Source organism: Kitasatospora aureofaciens, from assembly GCF_001188955.3.
GTDB lineage: Bacteria > Actinomycetota > Actinomycetes > Streptomycetales > Streptomycetaceae > Kitasatospora > Kitasatospora aureofaciens.
Window position 1 is genome coordinate 136,256 of the sequence record NZ_JPRF03000065.1, and the last position, 16,705, is coordinate 152,960.

The 16,705-nt window shown below is 71.4% G+C and carries 14 protein-coding genes; 6 read left to right on the forward strand and 8 right to left on the reverse strand.

From position 1 onward, the window contains the following. Positions 1-120: 120 nt before the first annotated feature. The 6 genes from HS99_RS33725 to HS99_RS33750 all read right to left on the reverse strand — a co-directional run bounded on the left by HS99_RS33725 (position 121) and on the right by HS99_RS33750 (position 5,989). On the reverse strand, positions 121-522 hold the full coding sequence (locus HS99_RS33725) for an MmcQ/YjbR family DNA-binding protein (protein WP_046387369.1): 402 nt from the start codon (positions 520-522) through the stop codon (positions 121-123). Between the two features lie 75 nt (positions 523-597). Next, positions 598-1,827 (reverse strand): acyltransferase family protein, encoded by a 1,230-nt coding sequence (locus tag HS99_RS33730; protein ID WP_030553424.1) that lies wholly within the window; start codon positions 1,825-1,827, stop codon positions 598-600. 117 nt (positions 1,828-1,944) lie between these two features. Further along, a complete protein-coding gene (locus tag HS99_RS33735) occupies positions 1,945-3,066 on the reverse strand; it encodes an alpha/beta hydrolase (RefSeq protein WP_030553422.1) in 1,122 nt (373 codons plus the stop codon). A 143-nt stretch (positions 3,067-3,209) separates the two neighbouring features. Next, the gene (locus HS99_RS33740) at positions 3,210-3,884 is read right to left on the reverse strand and encodes a response regulator (RefSeq protein ID WP_030553420.1); all 675 of its coding nucleotides are present in this window, start codon (positions 3,882-3,884) and stop codon (positions 3,210-3,212) included. Continuing rightward, positions 3,881-5,203, reverse strand: a complete 1,323-nt coding sequence (locus HS99_RS33745) for a sensor histidine kinase (RefSeq protein WP_046386994.1) — start codon at positions 5,201-5,203, stop codon at positions 3,881-3,883. The genes HS99_RS33740 and HS99_RS33745 overlap by 4 nt, the downstream gene beginning before the upstream one ends. A 105-nt stretch (positions 5,204-5,308) precedes the next feature. Further along, positions 5,309-5,989, reverse strand: coding sequence for a TetR/AcrR family transcriptional regulator (locus tag HS99_RS33750; protein ID WP_046386995.1), 681 nt, complete (start codon positions 5,987-5,989; stop codon positions 5,309-5,311). 218 nt (positions 5,990-6,207) lie between these two features. On the opposite strand from HS99_RS33750, the gene HS99_RS33755 reads away from it, so the two are divergent. Beyond that, on the forward strand, positions 6,208-7,812 hold the full coding sequence (locus HS99_RS33755; RefSeq protein WP_030553415.1) for an MFS transporter: 1,605 nt from the start codon (positions 6,208-6,210) through the stop codon (positions 7,810-7,812). Between the two features lie 77 nt (positions 7,813-7,889). Here the strand turns inward: HS99_RS33755 and aceE are convergent, their stop codons facing one another. Continuing rightward, the gene (aceE, locus tag HS99_RS33760) at positions 7,890-10,640 is read right to left on the reverse strand and encodes a pyruvate dehydrogenase (acetyl-transferring), homodimeric type (protein ID WP_030553413.1); all 2,751 of its coding nucleotides are present in this window, start codon (positions 10,638-10,640) and stop codon (positions 7,890-7,892) included. A 518-nt stretch (positions 10,641-11,158) separates the two neighbouring features. Between aceE and HS99_RS33765 the strand changes: the two genes are divergently transcribed. From HS99_RS33765 to HS99_RS33785, 5 genes are all read left to right on the forward strand, one after another. Beyond that, complete coding sequence (locus HS99_RS33765) at positions 11,159-11,599, forward strand: DUF3052 domain-containing protein (RefSeq protein ID WP_030287538.1); 441 nt, start codon at positions 11,159-11,161, stop codon at positions 11,597-11,599. 303 nt (positions 11,600-11,902) lie between these two features. After that, on the forward strand, positions 11,903-12,361 hold the full coding sequence (locus HS99_RS33770; RefSeq protein ID WP_030287537.1) for a peroxiredoxin: 459 nt from the start codon (positions 11,903-11,905) through the stop codon (positions 12,359-12,361). A gap of 234 nt (positions 12,362-12,595) precedes the next feature. Continuing rightward, entirely contained in the window at positions 12,596-13,171 is a 576-nt protein-coding gene (locus HS99_RS33775) for a TerD family protein (protein WP_030287535.1), read from the forward strand. Between the two features lie 206 nt (positions 13,172-13,377). Beyond that, entirely contained in the window at positions 13,378-13,956 is a 579-nt protein-coding gene (locus tag HS99_RS33780) for a TerD family protein (RefSeq protein WP_030287533.1), read from the forward strand. A gap of 161 nt (positions 13,957-14,117) precedes the next feature. Further along, a complete protein-coding gene (locus HS99_RS33785; RefSeq protein WP_030287531.1) occupies positions 14,118-15,212 on the forward strand; it encodes a DUF475 domain-containing protein in 1,095 nt (364 codons plus the stop codon). An 83-nt stretch (positions 15,213-15,295) separates the two neighbouring features. Here HS99_RS33785 and HS99_RS33790 read toward each other — a convergent pair whose 3' ends face one another. Continuing rightward, complete coding sequence (locus HS99_RS33790) at positions 15,296-16,471, reverse strand: DUF2637 domain-containing protein (protein ID WP_030287529.1); 1,176 nt, start codon at positions 16,469-16,471, stop codon at positions 15,296-15,298. Positions 16,472-16,705: the final 234 nt, after the last annotated feature.

The following is a 16,705-nucleotide window of genomic DNA, read 5'->3' on the forward strand; positions in this document are numbered from 1 at the left end:
CTCGGGGCCCGTCACCGATTCTCGGGCGGTGCCCGGAGGGTGCGATATGGACTGCTGACTTCCCTGCGCAAGCGTAGAGGTCACGAGACGGTGACGGGCGCGCCTAAACTGTGGGATGGATCACATGAACCGTGCGTGTCCTTCCGGCGTCCTTGTGGGGCCCTTCGAAGGGTGCTGAGCGGAGTTCCGGGCGTCGAGCTCGCCGACCAGCCGCTTGGGTGCCGTCCGCCGCCAGGCCTCGGTGACCAGGTCCTGCAGCTCCTCCGGGTCGACCAGGTCCAGCCGGACGCTCACCCAGCCGTGCCGCCCGACGTACCGGGCGAAGGAGAACACCTCGGGCTCGGCGGCGATCAGCTCGGCCTGGTCCTCGCGCGAGGCCTTGACGGTGACGCTGTCGCCGTCGGGCGAGCCCATCGCGAAGACCTTGCCGCGGACCCGCAGCGTCTCGATGCCCCAGGTCGGCTCCTGGGCGGCCTCCGGCAGGGTCAGGGCCATCGCGCGGAACTCGTCGAACGTCACCATGGGGGGAGGTTAGAGCAGGGCGCCGACAGCGCGCGCCGGTCCGCGCCCCGCGCGTGCCGTGGTCGACGGCGTGCGTCACACCATCCCCAGCGCGTACGCGGCGAAGAGCGCCGCCGCGGCGCCGGCCAGCGCCTTGCCGATCCGGGAGAAGGCCGTCCAGGGGCCGTCGAAACGCCGGGCGAACCACCCGATCGCCACCAGGGCGGCGCCGAACAGCGGGAGCAGGGCCAGTCGGGCGGCCACCCAGCCGAGCGAGTCCGGCGCGGTGGTCAGACCGGGCAGGGCGCCGAGGCCGGCCGCACCGGGCACCGCCACGGCGAGCATCGCGCTCTGGTGCCAGCAGAAGATCGTCATCGCCGACAGGTTGACCACCACCACCGGCAGCCAGAGAAGCGGACGGCGGCTCAGCAGCCGTCCCAGCCGCTCCCGCAGCAGCACCGCGGCGCCGCACTGAACCGCCGCCAGGGCGAGCACCAGCAGGGACGGCGGGTGCGAGTTGGTCCGCTCGGCGCCCGGTACACCCACCATGCTGGCCGGGTAGTGGAACACGACCAGCAGCGCGGCGAACAGCGCGCCGCCACCGAGCAGCAGCGCCCGGGCCGCCGGACGGCCGAGCCGGCCCTGCGCCCACAGCACGCCCAGCTGGTAGCCGAACATCCAGCCCGGCAGCAGGTTCAGCAGCCCGACCCAGGACGGCACCGCCTCGGCCCACGGCCCGTACCGCAGCAGGTCGACCACGGCGACCGCGGCCACCAGCAGGCCCGCCGACCAGAGGCCGAGCCGCCGCCCGAAGGCCGCGCAGAGCGGAGTGAGCGCGGTCAGCGCCAGGTACACCCCGATGTACCAGAGCGGCTGCACCACCAGGGTCGCGCCGGTGCGCAGGGTGTCCGCGGGCACGCCGAGCCGGGGCAGCAGCGGGATCAGCAGCGCCCACACCGCCGTCACCCCGAGCACCGGCCGCAGCAGCCGGACGGTCCTGGCACGCAGCCAACTCCCGTACGGCAGGCCCTTCTCCCGGGCCCGCTCGAGCGAGCGGACCGAGGAGTGGCCGCCGACCAGGAAGAACACCCCCAGCATCTGGAGCACCCAGCTGGCCGGGGCGAAGAAGCCGAGCGAGGAGAGCGGGCTGGCGTTGTGCAGGGCGCCGTCGGGGGAGAGGGTCAGGCCGCCGAGCATCCAGTGGCCGATCGGGACGGAGAGCAGGGCGAGGGCGCGCAGCCCGTCCAGGGCGCGGTCGCGGGTGGCGGGGGTCTTCGCGTCGACCTTCTCGGCGGCGCGGCGCAGGGCGGTGAGCGGGTGGGCCATGGTGGTGCTCCTTCCGGTGCGAGGTGTCGGAGGGCGGTGTGGGAGGGCGGTGCGGGGCGGATCTCGGAGGGCGGTGCGGGGCGGATCTCGGAGGGCGGTGCGGATCTCGCAGAGCCCTCAGTGCCCGAGGGCGATCGCGGCGTAGGCGGCGAGCGAGGCGGTGCCGGGGGCGAAGTAGCCGGTGTGGCCGTGGGATCCGGTGGAGGGCAGCGGGCGGGCGCCGAAGCCGGGACCGGTCGGGTCGGCGCCGTGGCCGAGACCGAACAGCCGGACGTTGGGCACGTTGCCGATCCAGTCGGAGCCGTTGCGGGTGGTGGCCCAGAGCGGGACGTCCGGGTCGAGGTCGGCGGCCGAGTCGACGCCCATGCCGGGCGAGCCGAGCACCACCAGGGCGGAGGCGCGGGCCCGGGTGGGGTGGGCCAGGCCGCAGACCACCGAGCCGTAGCTGTGGCAGAACACCGTGGGCGGGGCCTGCGGGTGGGTGCTGACGGCGAGTCCGTCGAGCAGCCGGGTGAGGCGGGTGGCGCCGGCCCGGGCGAGGTCCTCGGTGGCGGCGTCGACACCGACACCGACCGGGGTGGTGTAGCCGGCCCAGGCGATCACGGCCGTTCCCCCGTCGGTGGCCTGCCGCAGGGCGCGGGCCATGCCGGCGGGGGTGCCGTACGGGTCGGTGGCGCGGTCGAAGGTCAGCAGGTCGATGTCCGAGCCGGGGACGATCACGGCCGTGCGGGCGGCGGTGGCGAGGTCGCCGAACACCTCGGCGACCTGGCCGCGGCCGCGCGGGTCGAAGGCGAGGATCTGCCGGTCGCCGTTCAGCAGGGTGCGGTAGCGCTCGGCGCGGGTGCGGGCGGCCTGCTGGTCCTGCGGGGTGAGGGCCGGGTCGGTGGCCCGGGCGAGTTCCCGGGTGCGTTCGGCGGTGAGGGCCAGGGTGTTGGCGCGGTACCGGAGCCGGGCCGGGGCGCCGTCCAGGTTGCCGACCACCAGGGGGTGCCGGGCGGCCAGGGCGTCCTGCTGTGCGGGCGTCAACCCGGCGAAGAACGACGCGACCTGGGCCGGGGTGCTGGTGGCCGGATCGGGCGGTTGGAGGCCGAGCGCGGTGTCGGCGGTCCAGGCGGCGCTGCCGGGCGGCGGGCCGGTGACGGCGCTCTGGGTGTCGGCGGCCCAGCCGCCCGCGCCGAGTGCGGCCGCCAGTGCCACCGCGGTGGCGGCGATCGCCCGCCTGGTCCGGAACCTGCGCATGTCCCTGCTCTCCCTCGCCCGTTGGGCCGGCGACCGGATTCGGTTGCCGACGGGGAGGAAGGTAGGAATGCGACGGCCCCGCGGACGTCACACCGCGGGGCCAACTCCCGGGTGCTACCCGGGTATGAGGGGGATGTCCCCCCTCATTCGCCGGGGGTCACCAGGCCCGACTCGTACGCCAGCACCACCGCCTGGGCGCGGTCACGCAGGTCGAGCTTGCCGAGGATGCGCCCGATGTGGGTCTTGACGGTCTGTTCGGCGAGCACCAGTCGGGCGGCGATCTCCTGGTTGGACAGGCCGCGGGCGATCAGCTCCAGCACCTCGGTCTCGCGCGGGGTCAGGCCGTTGAGCCGCAGCCTGGGGTCGCGGCGCTTGGCGGGCCGGTTGCGGGCGAAGTCCGCGATCAGCCGCCGAGTGACGGAGGGGGCGAGCAGCGCCTCGCCGGCCGCGACCACCCGGACCGCGGCGATCAGGTCGGCGGGCGGGGCGTCCTTGAGCAGGAAGCCACTGGCCCCGGCGCGCAGCGCCTCGTACACGTAGTCGTCCACGTCGAAGGTGGTCAGCATCAGCACCCTGGGCCGGTGCGCCCCCGGGACGGCGGGGTCGAGCAGCTTCCGGGCGGCCTCCAGGCCGTCCATGACGGGCATCCGGACGTCCATCAGCACCACGTCCGGGTGGGTGCGGCCGGTGACCTCCAGGGCCTGGGCGCCGTCCGCCGCGTCCCCCACCACGTCGATGTCGCTCTGGGCGTTGAGCAGGGCGGCGAACCCGGCCCGCACCATGGCCTGGTCGTCGACGATGATCACGCGGATGGTCATGCGGGCTTCTCCCCCGGGGTTCCTGGTCGGTCGGACGGGTCGAGCGGCAGGACGGCGGCGACCTTGAAGCCGCCGTCCGGCAGCGGACCGGTGTCCAGCCTGCCATCGACCAGCCGCACGCGTTCCCGCATTCCGACCAGACCGTGCCCGGTGCCCTCGACCGAAGCCTCCAGCGACTCGGTGCGCTGCGGCGGGGCCGCGTTGACCACGGTGAGCCGCAGTTCGGGGCCGTCCGCCGACAGCGACACCCAGGTCCGCGCGCCGGGGGCGTGCCGGACCACGTTGGCCAGCGCCTCCTGGACGATCCGGTACGCGGAGAGGCCGACGGCCTGCGGCACCCGTTCGGTCAGTCCCTCGTCCACGGTCAGTTCGGCGGGCACGCCGGCCCGCCCCACCGTCTCGACGAGCTGGGCGAGTTGCCCGACCCCCGGCTGCGGGGCGGTCTCCCCGGCGGACTCCTCGCTGCGCAGCACGCCGAGCAGCCGGCGCATCTCGGCCAGGGACTCGCGCGCGGTGCCGGCGATCGCGGTGAACTCCTCGGCGGCAGCGGCCGGGACGCCCTCGATCCGGTACGGCGCGCTGGCGGCCTGCACCGCGATCACCGACATGTGGTGGGCCACCACGTCGTGCAACTCCCGTGCGATCCGGGCGCGTTCCTCCAGCAGGGTGCGCCGCTCGCGCTCCACCTCGCTGATCTGCTCCTGCTCGGTGAGCAGCCGCCGGGCGACCGTGCGATCCCGGACGGCCCAGCCGAGCAGGAGGACGGCGCCGCTGAGCGCGATCAGCAGCACGGTGGTGCCGTCACCGGCTCGGGGCAGGCCGAGGGTGGTGGTGAGCACGGTGAGCAGGAAGGTGGCCACCCAGACCGCGATCACGGTGGCCCGGCGCTCGCGCAGCCCGAGGGCGAGCAGCAGGAAGAGATAGGACAGGATCATCGGCGCCGTCCACGGCCAGCTGCCCTCGACCTGGTGGTGCCGGGCGGTGATGGCGGCGGTGGTGACCAGCGTGGCGGCGCTGATCCACCAGGCGGCCAGCGGCCGGGTGATGGCCAGGAACAGCGGGATGGTCTGGCTGACGGTGAGTGCGGCGGCGACCGGCAGGACGAGGCCGTAGAAGTTGACCAGGTTGGCGATTCCGGTGGGGATCAGCACGGCCTGGAGGATGACCACGACGATGTAGGGGAGTCGGCGGACCCAGGGCCTGCGGGAGTCCCCGAGCAGCGGGGTGTGGTCATCGCTCGGAGTGGTCAGGTGGTGCCGCAGGGTGCGCAGTTGGCGCATGGCGAACCCGCGGGCGTCGGCGGTGGTGAGCGTCTTCATCGCCGGCCAGCCTAGGAGCGTGGGCCGGTGCGGGGCGTCGGACTGGAGCCCGAACTTCCGGGGGCTGGCGGGGTACGGGGTGATACTCCGGTATGACAGCGGGGACTACGGCCGCCAGTGCCCCGCCAGGGCGGGGCCGAGCTGGTCGAAGTACCGCTCGATGATCGCGACCATGCCCTCGGGTCCGGCCGGTTCCTGCTCGGCGGTCCAGGACAGGTGGGCGGCGCGCAGCAGGCTGCCGAAGACGGCTGCGAGCACGACCGGGCGCAGGTCCCGGGCCGGGTCCAGCCCCTCGCGCTCGGCGAGCACCTGGACGACCAGGCGCTCCTGCTCGGTGACCCGGCGCAGGTGGGCGGCGAGCAGTGCGGGCGTCTCCTCGATGATCCGCAGCAGTTCGAGGGCGCTGCTGATCGAGCCGGGTCCGGAGGTCCGGGCGTTCCCGAGGTCGCGCCAGGCCTTGACGATCGAGGCGCGCAGGGCCTGGAGCGGGGGCTCCTCGGCGGGGCGGTGGCGCAGGCAGTGGATGAAGTAGTCCTCGGCCTCGGCCATCACGGCGAGGGCGACCTCGTCCTTGTTGGCGAAGTAGCGGAAGAAGGTGCGCTGGGAGACGTCGACGGCGGAGGCGATCTCGTCGACGGTGGTCCGGGCGAAGCCCTGCCCGAGGAAGAGCGCGTGGGCGGCCTGCACCAGGGCGTCCCGGGTCTGCTGCTTCTTGCGCTCCCGCAGGCCGGGTGCCCGGCCGAGGTCCTCCGGGGTGCCGACGGGGTGAGAGGTGCGAGCGGCCATGGAGGGGGCCTTCCGGGGGCGCTGGGGCGAGGGGTGGGAGGACAACCTTAGCCGCCTGACAAATGTCAGTTCAGGTCAGTAGTCATCGTTTGCCGAATGTCAGTGACTGACATAATCTGCCGGAGTGGCGCTCGTCGGCCGGGCACTCGTGGGGACGGGTGGGTCGTCGCAGCGCCACCGTCATGTCCCGGTCTCTGCCACGCCCACGGAGGGCCAAGATGAGTCAGTTCGTCGTCAAGAACTCCGAGGCGGACGCACCGCCGCCACCGAACCCGTCGTCCGGGGGGCTCAAGGGGCACCCCTGGCTGACCCTGTTGACCGTCGCGGTCGGCGTCATGATGGTCGCCCTGGACGGCACCATCGTCGCCATCGCCAACCCGGTGATCCAGGAGAAGCTGGGCGCCGCGCCCTCCGAGATCCAGTGGGTCACCAGCGGCTACCTGCTGGCGCTCGCCGTCTTCCTGATCACGGCCGGCAAGATCGGCGACCGCTTCGGCCACAAGAGCACCTTCCTGGTCGGCGCGGTCGGCTTCGCCGCCACCTCCGCCGCGATCGGCTTCGCGGGGAACATCCAGACCGTGATCGCCTTCCGGGTGCTCCAGGGCCTGTTCGGCGCGCTGCTCCAGCCGGCCGCGCTCGGCCTGCTGCGCGGGGCCTTCCCGGCCGAGCGGCTCAACATGGCGATCGGCATCTGGGGCGGCGTGATCGGCGCCTCCACCGCGGCCGGCCCGATCGTCGGCGGCCTGCTGGTCGAGCACGTCAGCTGGGAGTCGGTCTTCTTCATCAACATCCCGGTCGGCCTGATCGCGCTGGCCCTCGGCCTGTGGGTCCTGCGCGACGTACGGGCCGAGAACGCCGCCAGGTCCTTCGACCTGCCGGGCATCGGCCTGCTCTCGGTCGGCATGTTCGCCCTGGTCTTCGGCATCATCAAGGCCCCCGAGTGGGGCTGGGGCGACAGCCGGACGCTGCTGTTCCTGGGCGGCGCCGTGCTGCTGATGGTGCTCTTCGCGCTCTGGCAGGGCCGGGCGAAGGAGCCGCTGATCCCGCTCAGCCTGTTCCGCTCGGTGCCGCTGTCGGCGGGCGTCCTGCTGATGGTCCTGATGGCCTTCGCGTTCTTCGGCGCGATCTTCTTCGTGACCTTCTACCTGCAGAACGTGCACGGCATGAGGCCGGTCGACGCCGGCGTCCACCTGCTGCCGATGACCGGCATGATGATCGTCGGCTCGCCGCTGGCCGGCATCGCGATCGGCAAGGTCGGCCCGCGGATCCCGATCATGGTCGGAATGCTGCTCACCACCGGCGCCATGGTCGGCATGTCCACCCTGGACACCGGCTCGGGCACCGGCGTGATGTCGCTCTGGTTCGTCCTGATGGGCCTCGGCATCAGCCCGGTCATCGTCGGCGCCACCGAGGTCATCGTCGGCAACGCCCCGCTGGAGCTGTCCGGCGTGGCCGGCGGGCTCCAGCAGGCCGCGATGCAGGTCGGCGGGAGCCTGGGCACCGCCGTGCTGGGCGCCCTGATGGCCGCCAAGGTCGGTGACGTGCTGCCCGGCAACTGGGCGAAGCCGGGCCTGCCGCCGGTCGCCGACCCGCAGCAGGCCGAACTGCTCAAGCAGGGCGCCCAACTGGGCATCGCCCCGCCCGCCCAGCCCGGTATGCCGCAGCAGGCGGTGGACGCGATGGCCGGCGCCGTGCACCAGTCCTTCGTCAGCGGCATGTCGCTGGCCTTCGTGGTGGCCGCCGCGGTGGCCTTCGCCGCCGCCCTGCTCGCCCTGCTGACCCGTCGCGGCAGCAACGACGCGGGCCCGGCCGTGCACATCTGACCCGCCTCGGCGGAGGAAACCGAAAGGGCCGGACCCCCAGCACGAGGGGTCCGGCCCTTTCGGGCACTAGCGGGTGATCAGGCGTCGCCGCCGACGGCACCCGGGTCGGCCGCGGCCACGTCCAGCAGCTGGTAGCGGTCGATCGCGTCCTTCAGCACCGAGCGCTCCACCTTGCCCTGCTTGGCGAGCTCGGTGAGCACCCCCAGCACGACCGACTGGGCGTCGATGTGGAAGAAGCGACGGGCCGCGCCACGGGTGTCGGCGAAGCCGAAGCCGTCGGCGCCCAGCGACTGGTACTGGCCCGGCACCCAGCGGGCGATCTGGTCCGGAACGGCGCGCATCCAGTCGGACACGGCGACGACCGGGCCCTCGGCGCCCTGGAGCTTCTGGGTGACGTACGGCACGCGCTGCTGCTCCTCGGGGTGCAGCAGGTTGAACTCCTCGGCCTCCACCGCGTCGCGGCGCAGCTCGTTCCAGGAGGTCGCGGACCAGACGTCGGCCCTGACGTTCCACTCCTCGGCGAGGATGCGCTGGGCCTCCAGGGCCCACGGCACGGCCACGCCGGAGGCGAGGATCTGGGCCGGGATCTGGCCGGCGGTGCCCGGCGCGTACTTGTGCAGACCCTTGAGGATGCCCTCGACGTCCACGTTCTCGGGCTCGGCCGGCATCTTGATCGGCTCGTTGTAGACGGTGAGGTAGTAGAACACGTCCTCGCCGTGCGGGTGCTCGGCCGTGGAGCCGTACATCCGGCGCAGACCGTCCTGGACGATGTGCGCGATCTCGAAGCCGTACGCCGGGTCGTACGCGACGACGCCGGGGTTGGTCGAGGCCAGCAGGTGCGAGTGGCCGTCGGCGTGCTGCAGGCCCTCACCGGTCAGGGTGGTGCGACCGGCGGTGGCGCCGAGCACGAAGCCGCGGGCCAGCTGGTCGGCCATCTGCCAGAACTGGTCGCCGGTGCGCTGGAAGCCGAACATCGAGTAGAAGACGTACACCGGGATCAGCGGCTCGCCGTGGGTCGCGTAGGACGAACCGGCGGCGATCAGCGAGGCGGTGCAGCCGGCTTCGGAGATGCCGTCGTGCAGCATCTGGCCGGTCGGCGACTCCTTGTAGGCCAGCAGCAGGTCACGGTCGACCGACTCGTAGGTCTGGCCCATCGGGTTGTAGATCTTCGCCGACGGGAACAGCGAGTCCATGCCGAAGGTGCGGTACTCGTCCGGAGCGATCGGCACGAAGCGGTTGCCGATGCCCTTGTCCCGCATCAGGTCCTTGAGCAGCCGGACGAACGCCATGGTGGTGGCGATGGTCTGGTTGCCGGAACCCTTCTTGACCGCCTTGTACGCGTCGTCGCCGGGCAGCGTGAGCTGGCGCGGGCGCACCTTGCGGGTGGGCACGAAGCCGCCGAGGCCCTGGCGGCGGTCGTGCATGTACTGGATCTCCTCCGAGTTGCGACCCGGGTGGTAGTACGGCGGGTAGCCCTCGTCCAGCTGCTTGTCGGTGATCGGCAGGTGCAGCCGGTCGCGGAAGCGCTTCAGGTCGTCGACCGTCAGCTTCTTCATCTGGTGGGTGGCGTTGCGGCCCTCGAAGTTGGGGCCCAGCGTCCAGCCCTTGACCGTCTGGGCCAGGATGACCGTCGGCTGGCCCTTGTGCTCACGGGCCGCCTTGAACGCCGCGTAGATCTTCTTGTGGTCGTGGCCGCCGCGACCCAGGTGCTGGATCTGCTGGTCGGTCATGTTCTCGACCATGGCGCGCAGGCGCAGGTCGCCGCCGAAGAAGTGCTCGCGGATGTAGTCGCCGGTCTCGGTGGCGTAGGTCTGGAACTGGCCGTCCGGCGTGGTGTTCATCTTGTTCACCAGGACGCCGTCGCGGTCCTGCGCGAGCAGCGGGTCCCAGCTGCGGTCCCAGATGAGCTTGATCACGTTCCAGCCGGCGCCCCGGAACTGGGACTCCAGCTCCTGGATGATCTTGCCGTTGCCGCGGACCGGGCCGTCCAGGCGCTGCAGGTTGCAGTTGACCACGAAGGTCAGGTTGTCCAGGCCCTCGCGGGCGGCCAGCGACAGCTGGCCGAGCGACTCGGGCTCGTCCATCTCGCCGTCGCCGAGGAAGGCGTAGACGTGCGAGTCGGAGGTGTCCTTGATGCCCCGGTGCTCCAGGTAGCGGTTCATCCGGGCCTGGTAGATCGCGCCGAGGGGGCCGAGGCCCATCGAGACGGTCGGGAACTCCCAGAAGTCCGGCATCAGCCGCGGGTGCGGGTAGCTGGACAGGCCGTACGGGGCCTTCGACTTCTCCTGGCGGAACGCGTCGAGCTGCTGCTCGGTGAGTCGGTCCAGCAGGAAGGCGCGGGCGTAGATGCCGGGGGAGGCGTGGCCCTGGAAGAAGACCTGGTCGCCGGACTCGCCCTCGGCGTCCTTGCCGCGGAAGAAGTAGTTGAAGCCCACGTCGTACAGCGACGCGGAGGAGGCGAAGGTGGCGATGTGGCCACCGACGCCGATGCCCGGGCGCTGCGCCCGGGAGACCATCACGGCCGCGTTCCAGCGGGTCGCGTTGAGGATCTTGCGCTCGATCTCCTCGTTGCCGGGGAAGAAGGGCTCGTCCTTGGTCGCGATGGTGTTGACGTAGTCCGTGCTGCGCATCTCGGGCACGGCGACACGCTTCTCGCGGGCGCGCTCGATCAGCCGCAGCATCAGGTAACGGGCACGCTCACGCCCCCGCTCGTCGATAGCCGCATCGAGCGACTCCAGCCATTCCGCGGTCTCCTCGGGATCGAAGTCCGGGACCTGACTCGGAAGGCCGCCAATGATGATCGGGTTGCGATCGGATCCGGAAGCCACGCTGTTCCTTCACTGTCGGTCGAAACTAGAGGTGTGTCGCGCCGCCTCCATCGTGCTACCGCGCTCGGAGATCCGTCATCTCTACCGATCGGTAACCGTTCCGCCTGGTGGGCGGAGCGGCTTGGTGGCGTGCGTCGCGGGCGTCTTCGTCCGCTCCGAACACCCCCGGGTGTTACGAACAGAGGTGGTCCGACCTGGTGTCCCGTCCGCCCGATGGCGGGCGGCCGGGGTGAGGGCCAACAGGAGACTCTACGCCCGCGCACACGCGGACCCCGAATGCCGTTCGCATCTCGGGCACGCGTACGGCCTGTGGGCCGGGACCACCCGAAGCATCCTTGTCCCACGCAGAGAAGGGCAAATCGGTGTGATTCCCGACACGTCGACCGGCGTGTCCCGCTGTGACACGTCAACCTTTGGAGGGGATCGGCGGTCGGGTACTTGCGCGAACCGCCGCGCCCGTGTGGACTACGGCCACAGCCTCGGCATGGATGCCGAGCCGAATACTGGAGGTTATTCCCGTGAGCGCGACCGCGGACCCCGCGGACAAGTCCAACCCGGCGACCCGTCTCGGCTTCGAAGAGGGCCAGATCGTCCAGGAGCTGGGGTACGACGACGACACTGACCAGGATCTCCGCGAGGGCATCGAGGAGATCACCGGGACGGATCTCGTCGACGAGGACTACGACGACGTCGCGGACGCCGTCCTGCTGTGGCACCGCGACGACGACGGGGACCTCACCGACGCCCTCGTCGACGCCCTGGAATACCTGGCCGAGGGCGGTCTGATCTGGCTGCTGACGCCCAAGACCGGGCGGGACGGCCACATCGAGGCCTCCGACATCGCTGACGCGGCGAAGACCGCCGGTCTCTCGCAGACCAGCTCGATCGCGATCGCCAAGGACTGGGCGGCCACCCGTCTGGCGACCAAGTCCACGGCGAAGCAGCCCAAGCAGCGCTGAGCGGACCCCTGAGCCCCGTGCCGGGCCCCGCCGGAGACCTCCTCCGGCGGGGCCCGGTGCGTTTCCCGGGGTCTGGCCCCCGGGCACGGTTCCCGGAGCGCGTTTCCCCCGGGTGCGTTTCCCGGGGCGCGTCCCCGGGGCGCGTTTCCACGGCCCCGCTCGCGCGTTCGCTCAGGGCGGAAGGACGGGCCTCCCGGCGGAGCGGGTCATCCGTTCGGCGGAACGCGGGTGAACGGATGCGAGGATGGCGCCTGCCGCGCCCGTCGCGCGGCCCGCTCGCGTCAGATCAGAAAGGTCCCGCTCATGGCCATCGAGGTCGGCACCCCGGCTCCGGACTTCGAGCTCCGCACCCAGCACGGGGAGACCGTCCGGCTGGCCGACTTCCGCGGCCGCAAGCACGTCGTCCTGGTCTTCTACCCGTTCGCCTTCACCGGCGTGTGCACCGGCGAGCTGGGCGCGATCCAGCGTGAGCTGGCCGGGCTGCAGAACGACGACGTCCAGGTGCTCGGCGTCTCCTGCGACTCGCAGTTCGGCCAGCGCGTGTTCGCCGACCGGGAGGGCCTGGAGTTCCCGCTGCTGGCCGACTTCTGGCCGCACGGCGAGGTCGCCCGCGCGTACGGCGTCCTGGACGAGGAGAAGGGCTGCCCGCTGCGCGGCACCTTCGTGATCGACAGGGCCGGGACGGTGCGCTGGAGCGTCGTGAACGGCCTCCCGGACGCGCGGGACGAGCAGGAGTACCTGAAGGTCCTGGCCGGCCTCTGAGGGCCGTCCGGCCCGACGCGCGTCCGGTCCGTGCGCCCGCTGCGTGCGGCCCGCCGACCGGCCCCGTACGGCCCGCGCGACGCGTCCGCGTCGCCCGTTCGGCCGTGCGTGCGGGAACCCGGTACTACGCTCGGGCCGTTGGCGGAGTGGGGCGTACGTCCGTTTTCGGCGGTCGGCGCCTCGAACCGCACCACCGGGGGCACCGGCCGGTGCCTCCTGATTCTTGGAGGACAAGTGGGAGTCAGCCTCAGCAAGGGCGGAAACGTCTCGCTCACCAAGGAGGCCCCCGGGCTCCAGGCCGTCGTGGTCGGCCTGGGCTGGGACGTCCGGACCACCACCGGGACGGACTTCGACCTGGACGCCAGCGCGCTGCTCTGCAACGAGCAGGGCAAGGTCGGTTCGGACGGCAACTTCGTGTTCTTCAACAACCTGAAGAGCCCGGACGGCTCCGTGGAGCACACCGGTGACAACCGGACGGGTGAGGGCGAGGGCGACGACGAGGCGATCAAGGTCAACCTGGCCGGCGTCCCGGCGGACGTGCAGAAGATCGTCTTCCCGGTGTCGATCTACGACGCCGAGAACCGGGGCCAGAACTTCGGCCAGGTGCGCAACGCGTTCATCCGCGTGGTGAACCAGGAGAACAACGCGGAGCTGGCGCGCTACGACCTCTCCGAGGACGCCTCCACCGAGACCGCGATGGTCTTCGGCGAGCTGTACCGCAACGGCGGTGAGTGGAAGTTCCGCGCCATCGGCCAGGGCTACGCCTCCGGCCTGCGCGGCATCGCCCAGGACTTCGGCGTCAACGTCTGAGTCCCCCTGCGGCGCAAGGGTTTTGCGCCGGATCCCCCGGGGCGGCCCCGGACCCCAGCGGTCCGGGGCCGCCCCGACTTCGTCGGGGTTTGTTGCGCTGCGAGTATGTGAGTTCAGGAAGTTCAGCCGGCCGAAGCGGGCCGGCCGGGGCCGCGGGGGACTACACCTGTAAGGCGCCCCGGGAGAAGCAAGGGAGGAAGAACACCATGGTGGTCACGCTCGCCAAGGGCGGGAACGTCTCGCTCACCAAGGCCGCGCCGAACCTGACGCAGGTCCAGATCGGCCTCGGCTGGTCCGCCCGTTCGACCACGGGCGCACCGTTCGACCTCGACGCGAGCGCCCTGATCTGTGGTGGCGGACGGGTGCTCGGTGACGAGTACTTCGTCTTCTACAACAACCTCAAGAGCCCCGAGGGCTCGGTGGAGCACCAGGGCGACAACCTCGTGGGCGGCGACGACACGGGTGACGACGAGCTGGTCCTGGTCAACCTGGAGCTGGTTCCGGCCCAGGCGGACAAGGTGGTCTTCGCGGTCTCGATCTACGAGGCCGAGGCCCGGCTGCAGAACTTCGGGCAGGTCCGCAACGCCTACATCCGGGTCGTCAACTCCGTCGACGGCCAGGAGATCGCGCGCTACGACCTGTCCGAGGACGCGTCCAACGAGACCGCGATGATCTTCGGCGAGCTGTACCGGTACGCGGGTGAGTGGAAGTTCCGCGCGGTGGGCCAGGGCTACGCCTCCGGCCTGCGCGGGATCGCGCTCGACTTCGGCGTCAACGTACAGTGAGGGTGTAAATCGGACTTATCGCACCCGATCGACGATCAACGATCAACGATCATGAGAACAGAGGGCAGTGCGGGGGTGACCTGACCGGGCCCGGCCCGGTCGGGCGTCTCGGGACCAGGCCGCCCCCGGCACGGCCAGAACCCGAAAGGTAGCCAACTCCCGTGTTCCTCCGCACATTCGGCTGGTCGTTCGCGATCACCGCAGTAGGCCTGATCGCGGCCGGACTGCTCTGGGGAGCCCAAGGCTTCGGCATCGTGCTGATCCTCTCCATCCTGGAGATCTCCCTGTCCTTCGACAACGCAGTGGTCAACGCCACGGTGTTGAAGCGGATGAACCCGTACTGGCAGAAGATCTTCCTGACGGTCGGTGTGCTGATCGCCGTCTTCGGGATGCGGCTGGTCTTCCCGCTGCTGGTCGTGGGCCTCACCGCGAAGCTCAATCCGGCGACGGTCATCGACCTCGCCCTGCACTCCGACAAGACCCACGACGGCCTGACCTACGGCCAGTACCTGGAGGCGGCCAACCCGGCCATCGCGGCCTTCGGCGGCGTCTTCCTGCTCATGATCTTCCTGGACTTCGTGTTCGACGAGAAGGAGCACAACTGGCTGGGCTGGCTGGAGCGCCCGCTGGAGAAGGTCGGCAAGCTGGACGCCCTCTCCAGCGTCGTCGCCCTGGTCGCGCTGGTGCTCGCCTCGCGCTTCTTCGCGGCGGAGCACGCTGAAACCGTTCTGCTGGCCGGTGTGCTCGGCCTGATCACCTACCTCGCGGTCAGCGGCCTCTCCTCCATCTTCGAATCGGGCCTGGAGGAGGAGGCCGAGCGCGAGGAGGAGGCGGAGAAGTCCGGCAAGTCGGTCGTCCAGGTGGCCGGCAAGGCCGCCTTCTTCCTGTTCCTCTACCTGGAGGTGCTGGACGCCTCGTTCTCCTTCGACGGCGTGGTCGGTGCCTTCGCGATCTCCAACGACATCTTCCAGATCACCCTGGGCCTCGGCATCGGCGCGATGTACATCCGCTCGCTGACCGTCTTCCTGGTCCGCAAGGGCACCCTGGACGACTACGTCTACCTGGAGCACGGCGCCCACTACGCGATCGGCGCGCTGGCGGTGATCCTGCTGGTCGGGATCAAGTACCACATCCCGGAGATCGTCACCGGCCTGATCGGTGTCGCCTTCATCGGACTGGCCCTGGCCTCCTCGATGATGCGCAACCGGCGCGAGGCCCCGGAGGACGAGAAGGAACTGGTCGGCAGCGGGCAGTAACCCGCGCCGGGCCACGGCGAAACGCGACGGCCGCCTCCGGGGTCTCCCGGGGCGGCCGTCGCGCTTCGTTCTGCGGTGCCGGGTCAGCCCAGCTGCTGCTCGATCGCGCGCAGCTTGCGCTCCAGCGAGTCCAGCTTGGGCATCGACAGGGTGTCGTCGTCGACCGTCAGGTCGATCGTCGAGCGGTGGGAGGACGAGGCCGAGCCGCTCGTGGAGCCGCTGGTCGAGCCGCTCGCGGAGGAGGAGAAGGAGTAGGACGAACCCACGGCGGCGCGGGGGCGGCCGGCGTCCAGGGCGGTCGGCTCCAGCGGGCTCGTCGAGGCGGACGAGCTGCGCGCGGTCATCGGGGCGAACGGGTCCTGGCCGATCGGGGTGGCGCGGTCGCTCCCGGCGGCTAGGGCAGGCTCCGTAGCGCTCGGGCCGTCTCCGGCAGCCGTGAGCGCGGGCACCTGACGCCCGCCGCGGGCCCGGGCGAGCATGCCGCCCTGGCGGGAGATGGCCTTCAGCTCGGCCCGCTCGCGGCGGTCGGCGGAACGGGCGCGCACCTTGGCGTCCATCTTCGCCTGGCGCTCCTCGCGCACCTCCTCCACCGCTTCGTCCAGGCTGCGGACGTTCTCCAGCAGCATCAGCGACCAGGCCGCGTAGGTCTCGCGCGGGGCGCGCAGCCAGCGGACGATGCGGATCTGCGGCAGCGGACGCGGCACCAGGCCCTGCTCGCGCAGCGCGGCCTTGCGGGTCTGCTTCAGCGCCCGGTCGAACAGGATCGCCGCCGAGATCGACATGCCGGAGAAGAACTGCGGGGCGCCGGCGTGGCCCAGACCGCGCGGGGCGTGCACCCAGTTGAACCAGGCCGAGGCGATCGCGAACACCCAGACCAGCAGGCGGGAACCGAGCGCGGCGTCACCGTGGCTGGCCTCGCGGACGGCGAGCACCGAACAGAACATCGCGGCGCCGTCCAGACCGAACGGGACGAGGTACTCCCAGCCGTTGGACAGGCCGAGGTTCTCGATGCCGAAGCCCACCAGGCCGTGGAACGACAGCGCGGCCGCGACACCGGCGCAGCAGAACAGCAGGGTGTACGAGGAGATGCCGTAGATCATCTCCTTGCGGCGGCGGCGGTCCTCGCTGCGCTCCCAGGAGTCGGCGGACTCGTCCTTCTTCGAGTTCTTGAATCGCAGCGTCGCCAACAGGACGGAGACGAACAGCAGGGCTGCGCCGCCGATGACGGTCCAGACCAGCTGTATGGAGGTCAGGTTCATTGCGGGTCGGGCCTCGGGTTTCCGCAGGGGACAGGTTCACAGTGCGACACAGGCGGTCAGGGCCCGCCGAGCGGGAACCGCCTGACGGGCCGTTCGTCACCGCACGGTGTGCCCACCGCGCCCGCGCGGGGGCGGACGGGACACCTGTGCGGCAAGACGATATCGCGTCCGAAGGGGCGGCATGTTACGGGAGGGCGGCTTCCCCGGGCCAATCGACTCACCGGTTCGCGTCAC

What these genes read in the sequence shown, in the direction of transcription:
- HS99_RS33725 (WP_046387369.1), bottom strand. Translation starts at nt 522, where the DNA reads ATGGTGACGTTCGACGAGTTCCGCGCGATGGCCCTGACCCTGCCGGAG.
- HS99_RS33745 (WP_046386994.1), bottom strand. Translation starts at nt 5,203, where the DNA reads ATGAAGACGCTCACCACCGCCGACGCCCGCGGGTTCGCCATGCGCCAA.
- HS99_RS33790 (WP_030287529.1), bottom strand. Translation starts at nt 16,471, where the DNA reads ATGAACCTGACCTCCATACAGCTGGTCTGGACCGTCATCGGCGGCGCA.
- HS99_RS33780 (WP_030287533.1), top strand. Translation starts at nt 13,378, where the DNA reads ATGGTGGTCACGCTCGCCAAGGGCGGGAACGTCTCGCTCACCAAGGCC.
- HS99_RS33755 (WP_030553415.1), top strand. Translation starts at nt 6,208, where the DNA reads ATGAGTCAGTTCGTCGTCAAGAACTCCGAGGCGGACGCACCGCCGCCA.
- HS99_RS33735 (WP_030553422.1), bottom strand. Translation starts at nt 3,066, where the DNA reads ATGCGCAGGTTCCGGACCAGGCGGGCGATCGCCGCCACCGCGGTGGCA.
- HS99_RS33730 (WP_030553424.1), bottom strand. Translation starts at nt 1,827, where the DNA reads ATGGCCCACCCGCTCACCGCCCTGCGCCGCGCCGCCGAGAAGGTCGAC.
- HS99_RS33770 (WP_030287537.1), top strand. Translation starts at nt 11,903, where the DNA reads ATGGCCATCGAGGTCGGCACCCCGGCTCCGGACTTCGAGCTCCGCACC.
- HS99_RS33750 (WP_046386995.1), bottom strand. Translation starts at nt 5,989, where the DNA reads ATGGCCGCTCGCACCTCTCACCCCGTCGGCACCCCGGAGGACCTCGGC.
- HS99_RS33740 (WP_030553420.1), bottom strand. Translation starts at nt 3,884, where the DNA reads ATGACCATCCGCGTGATCATCGTCGACGACCAGGCCATGGTGCGGGCC.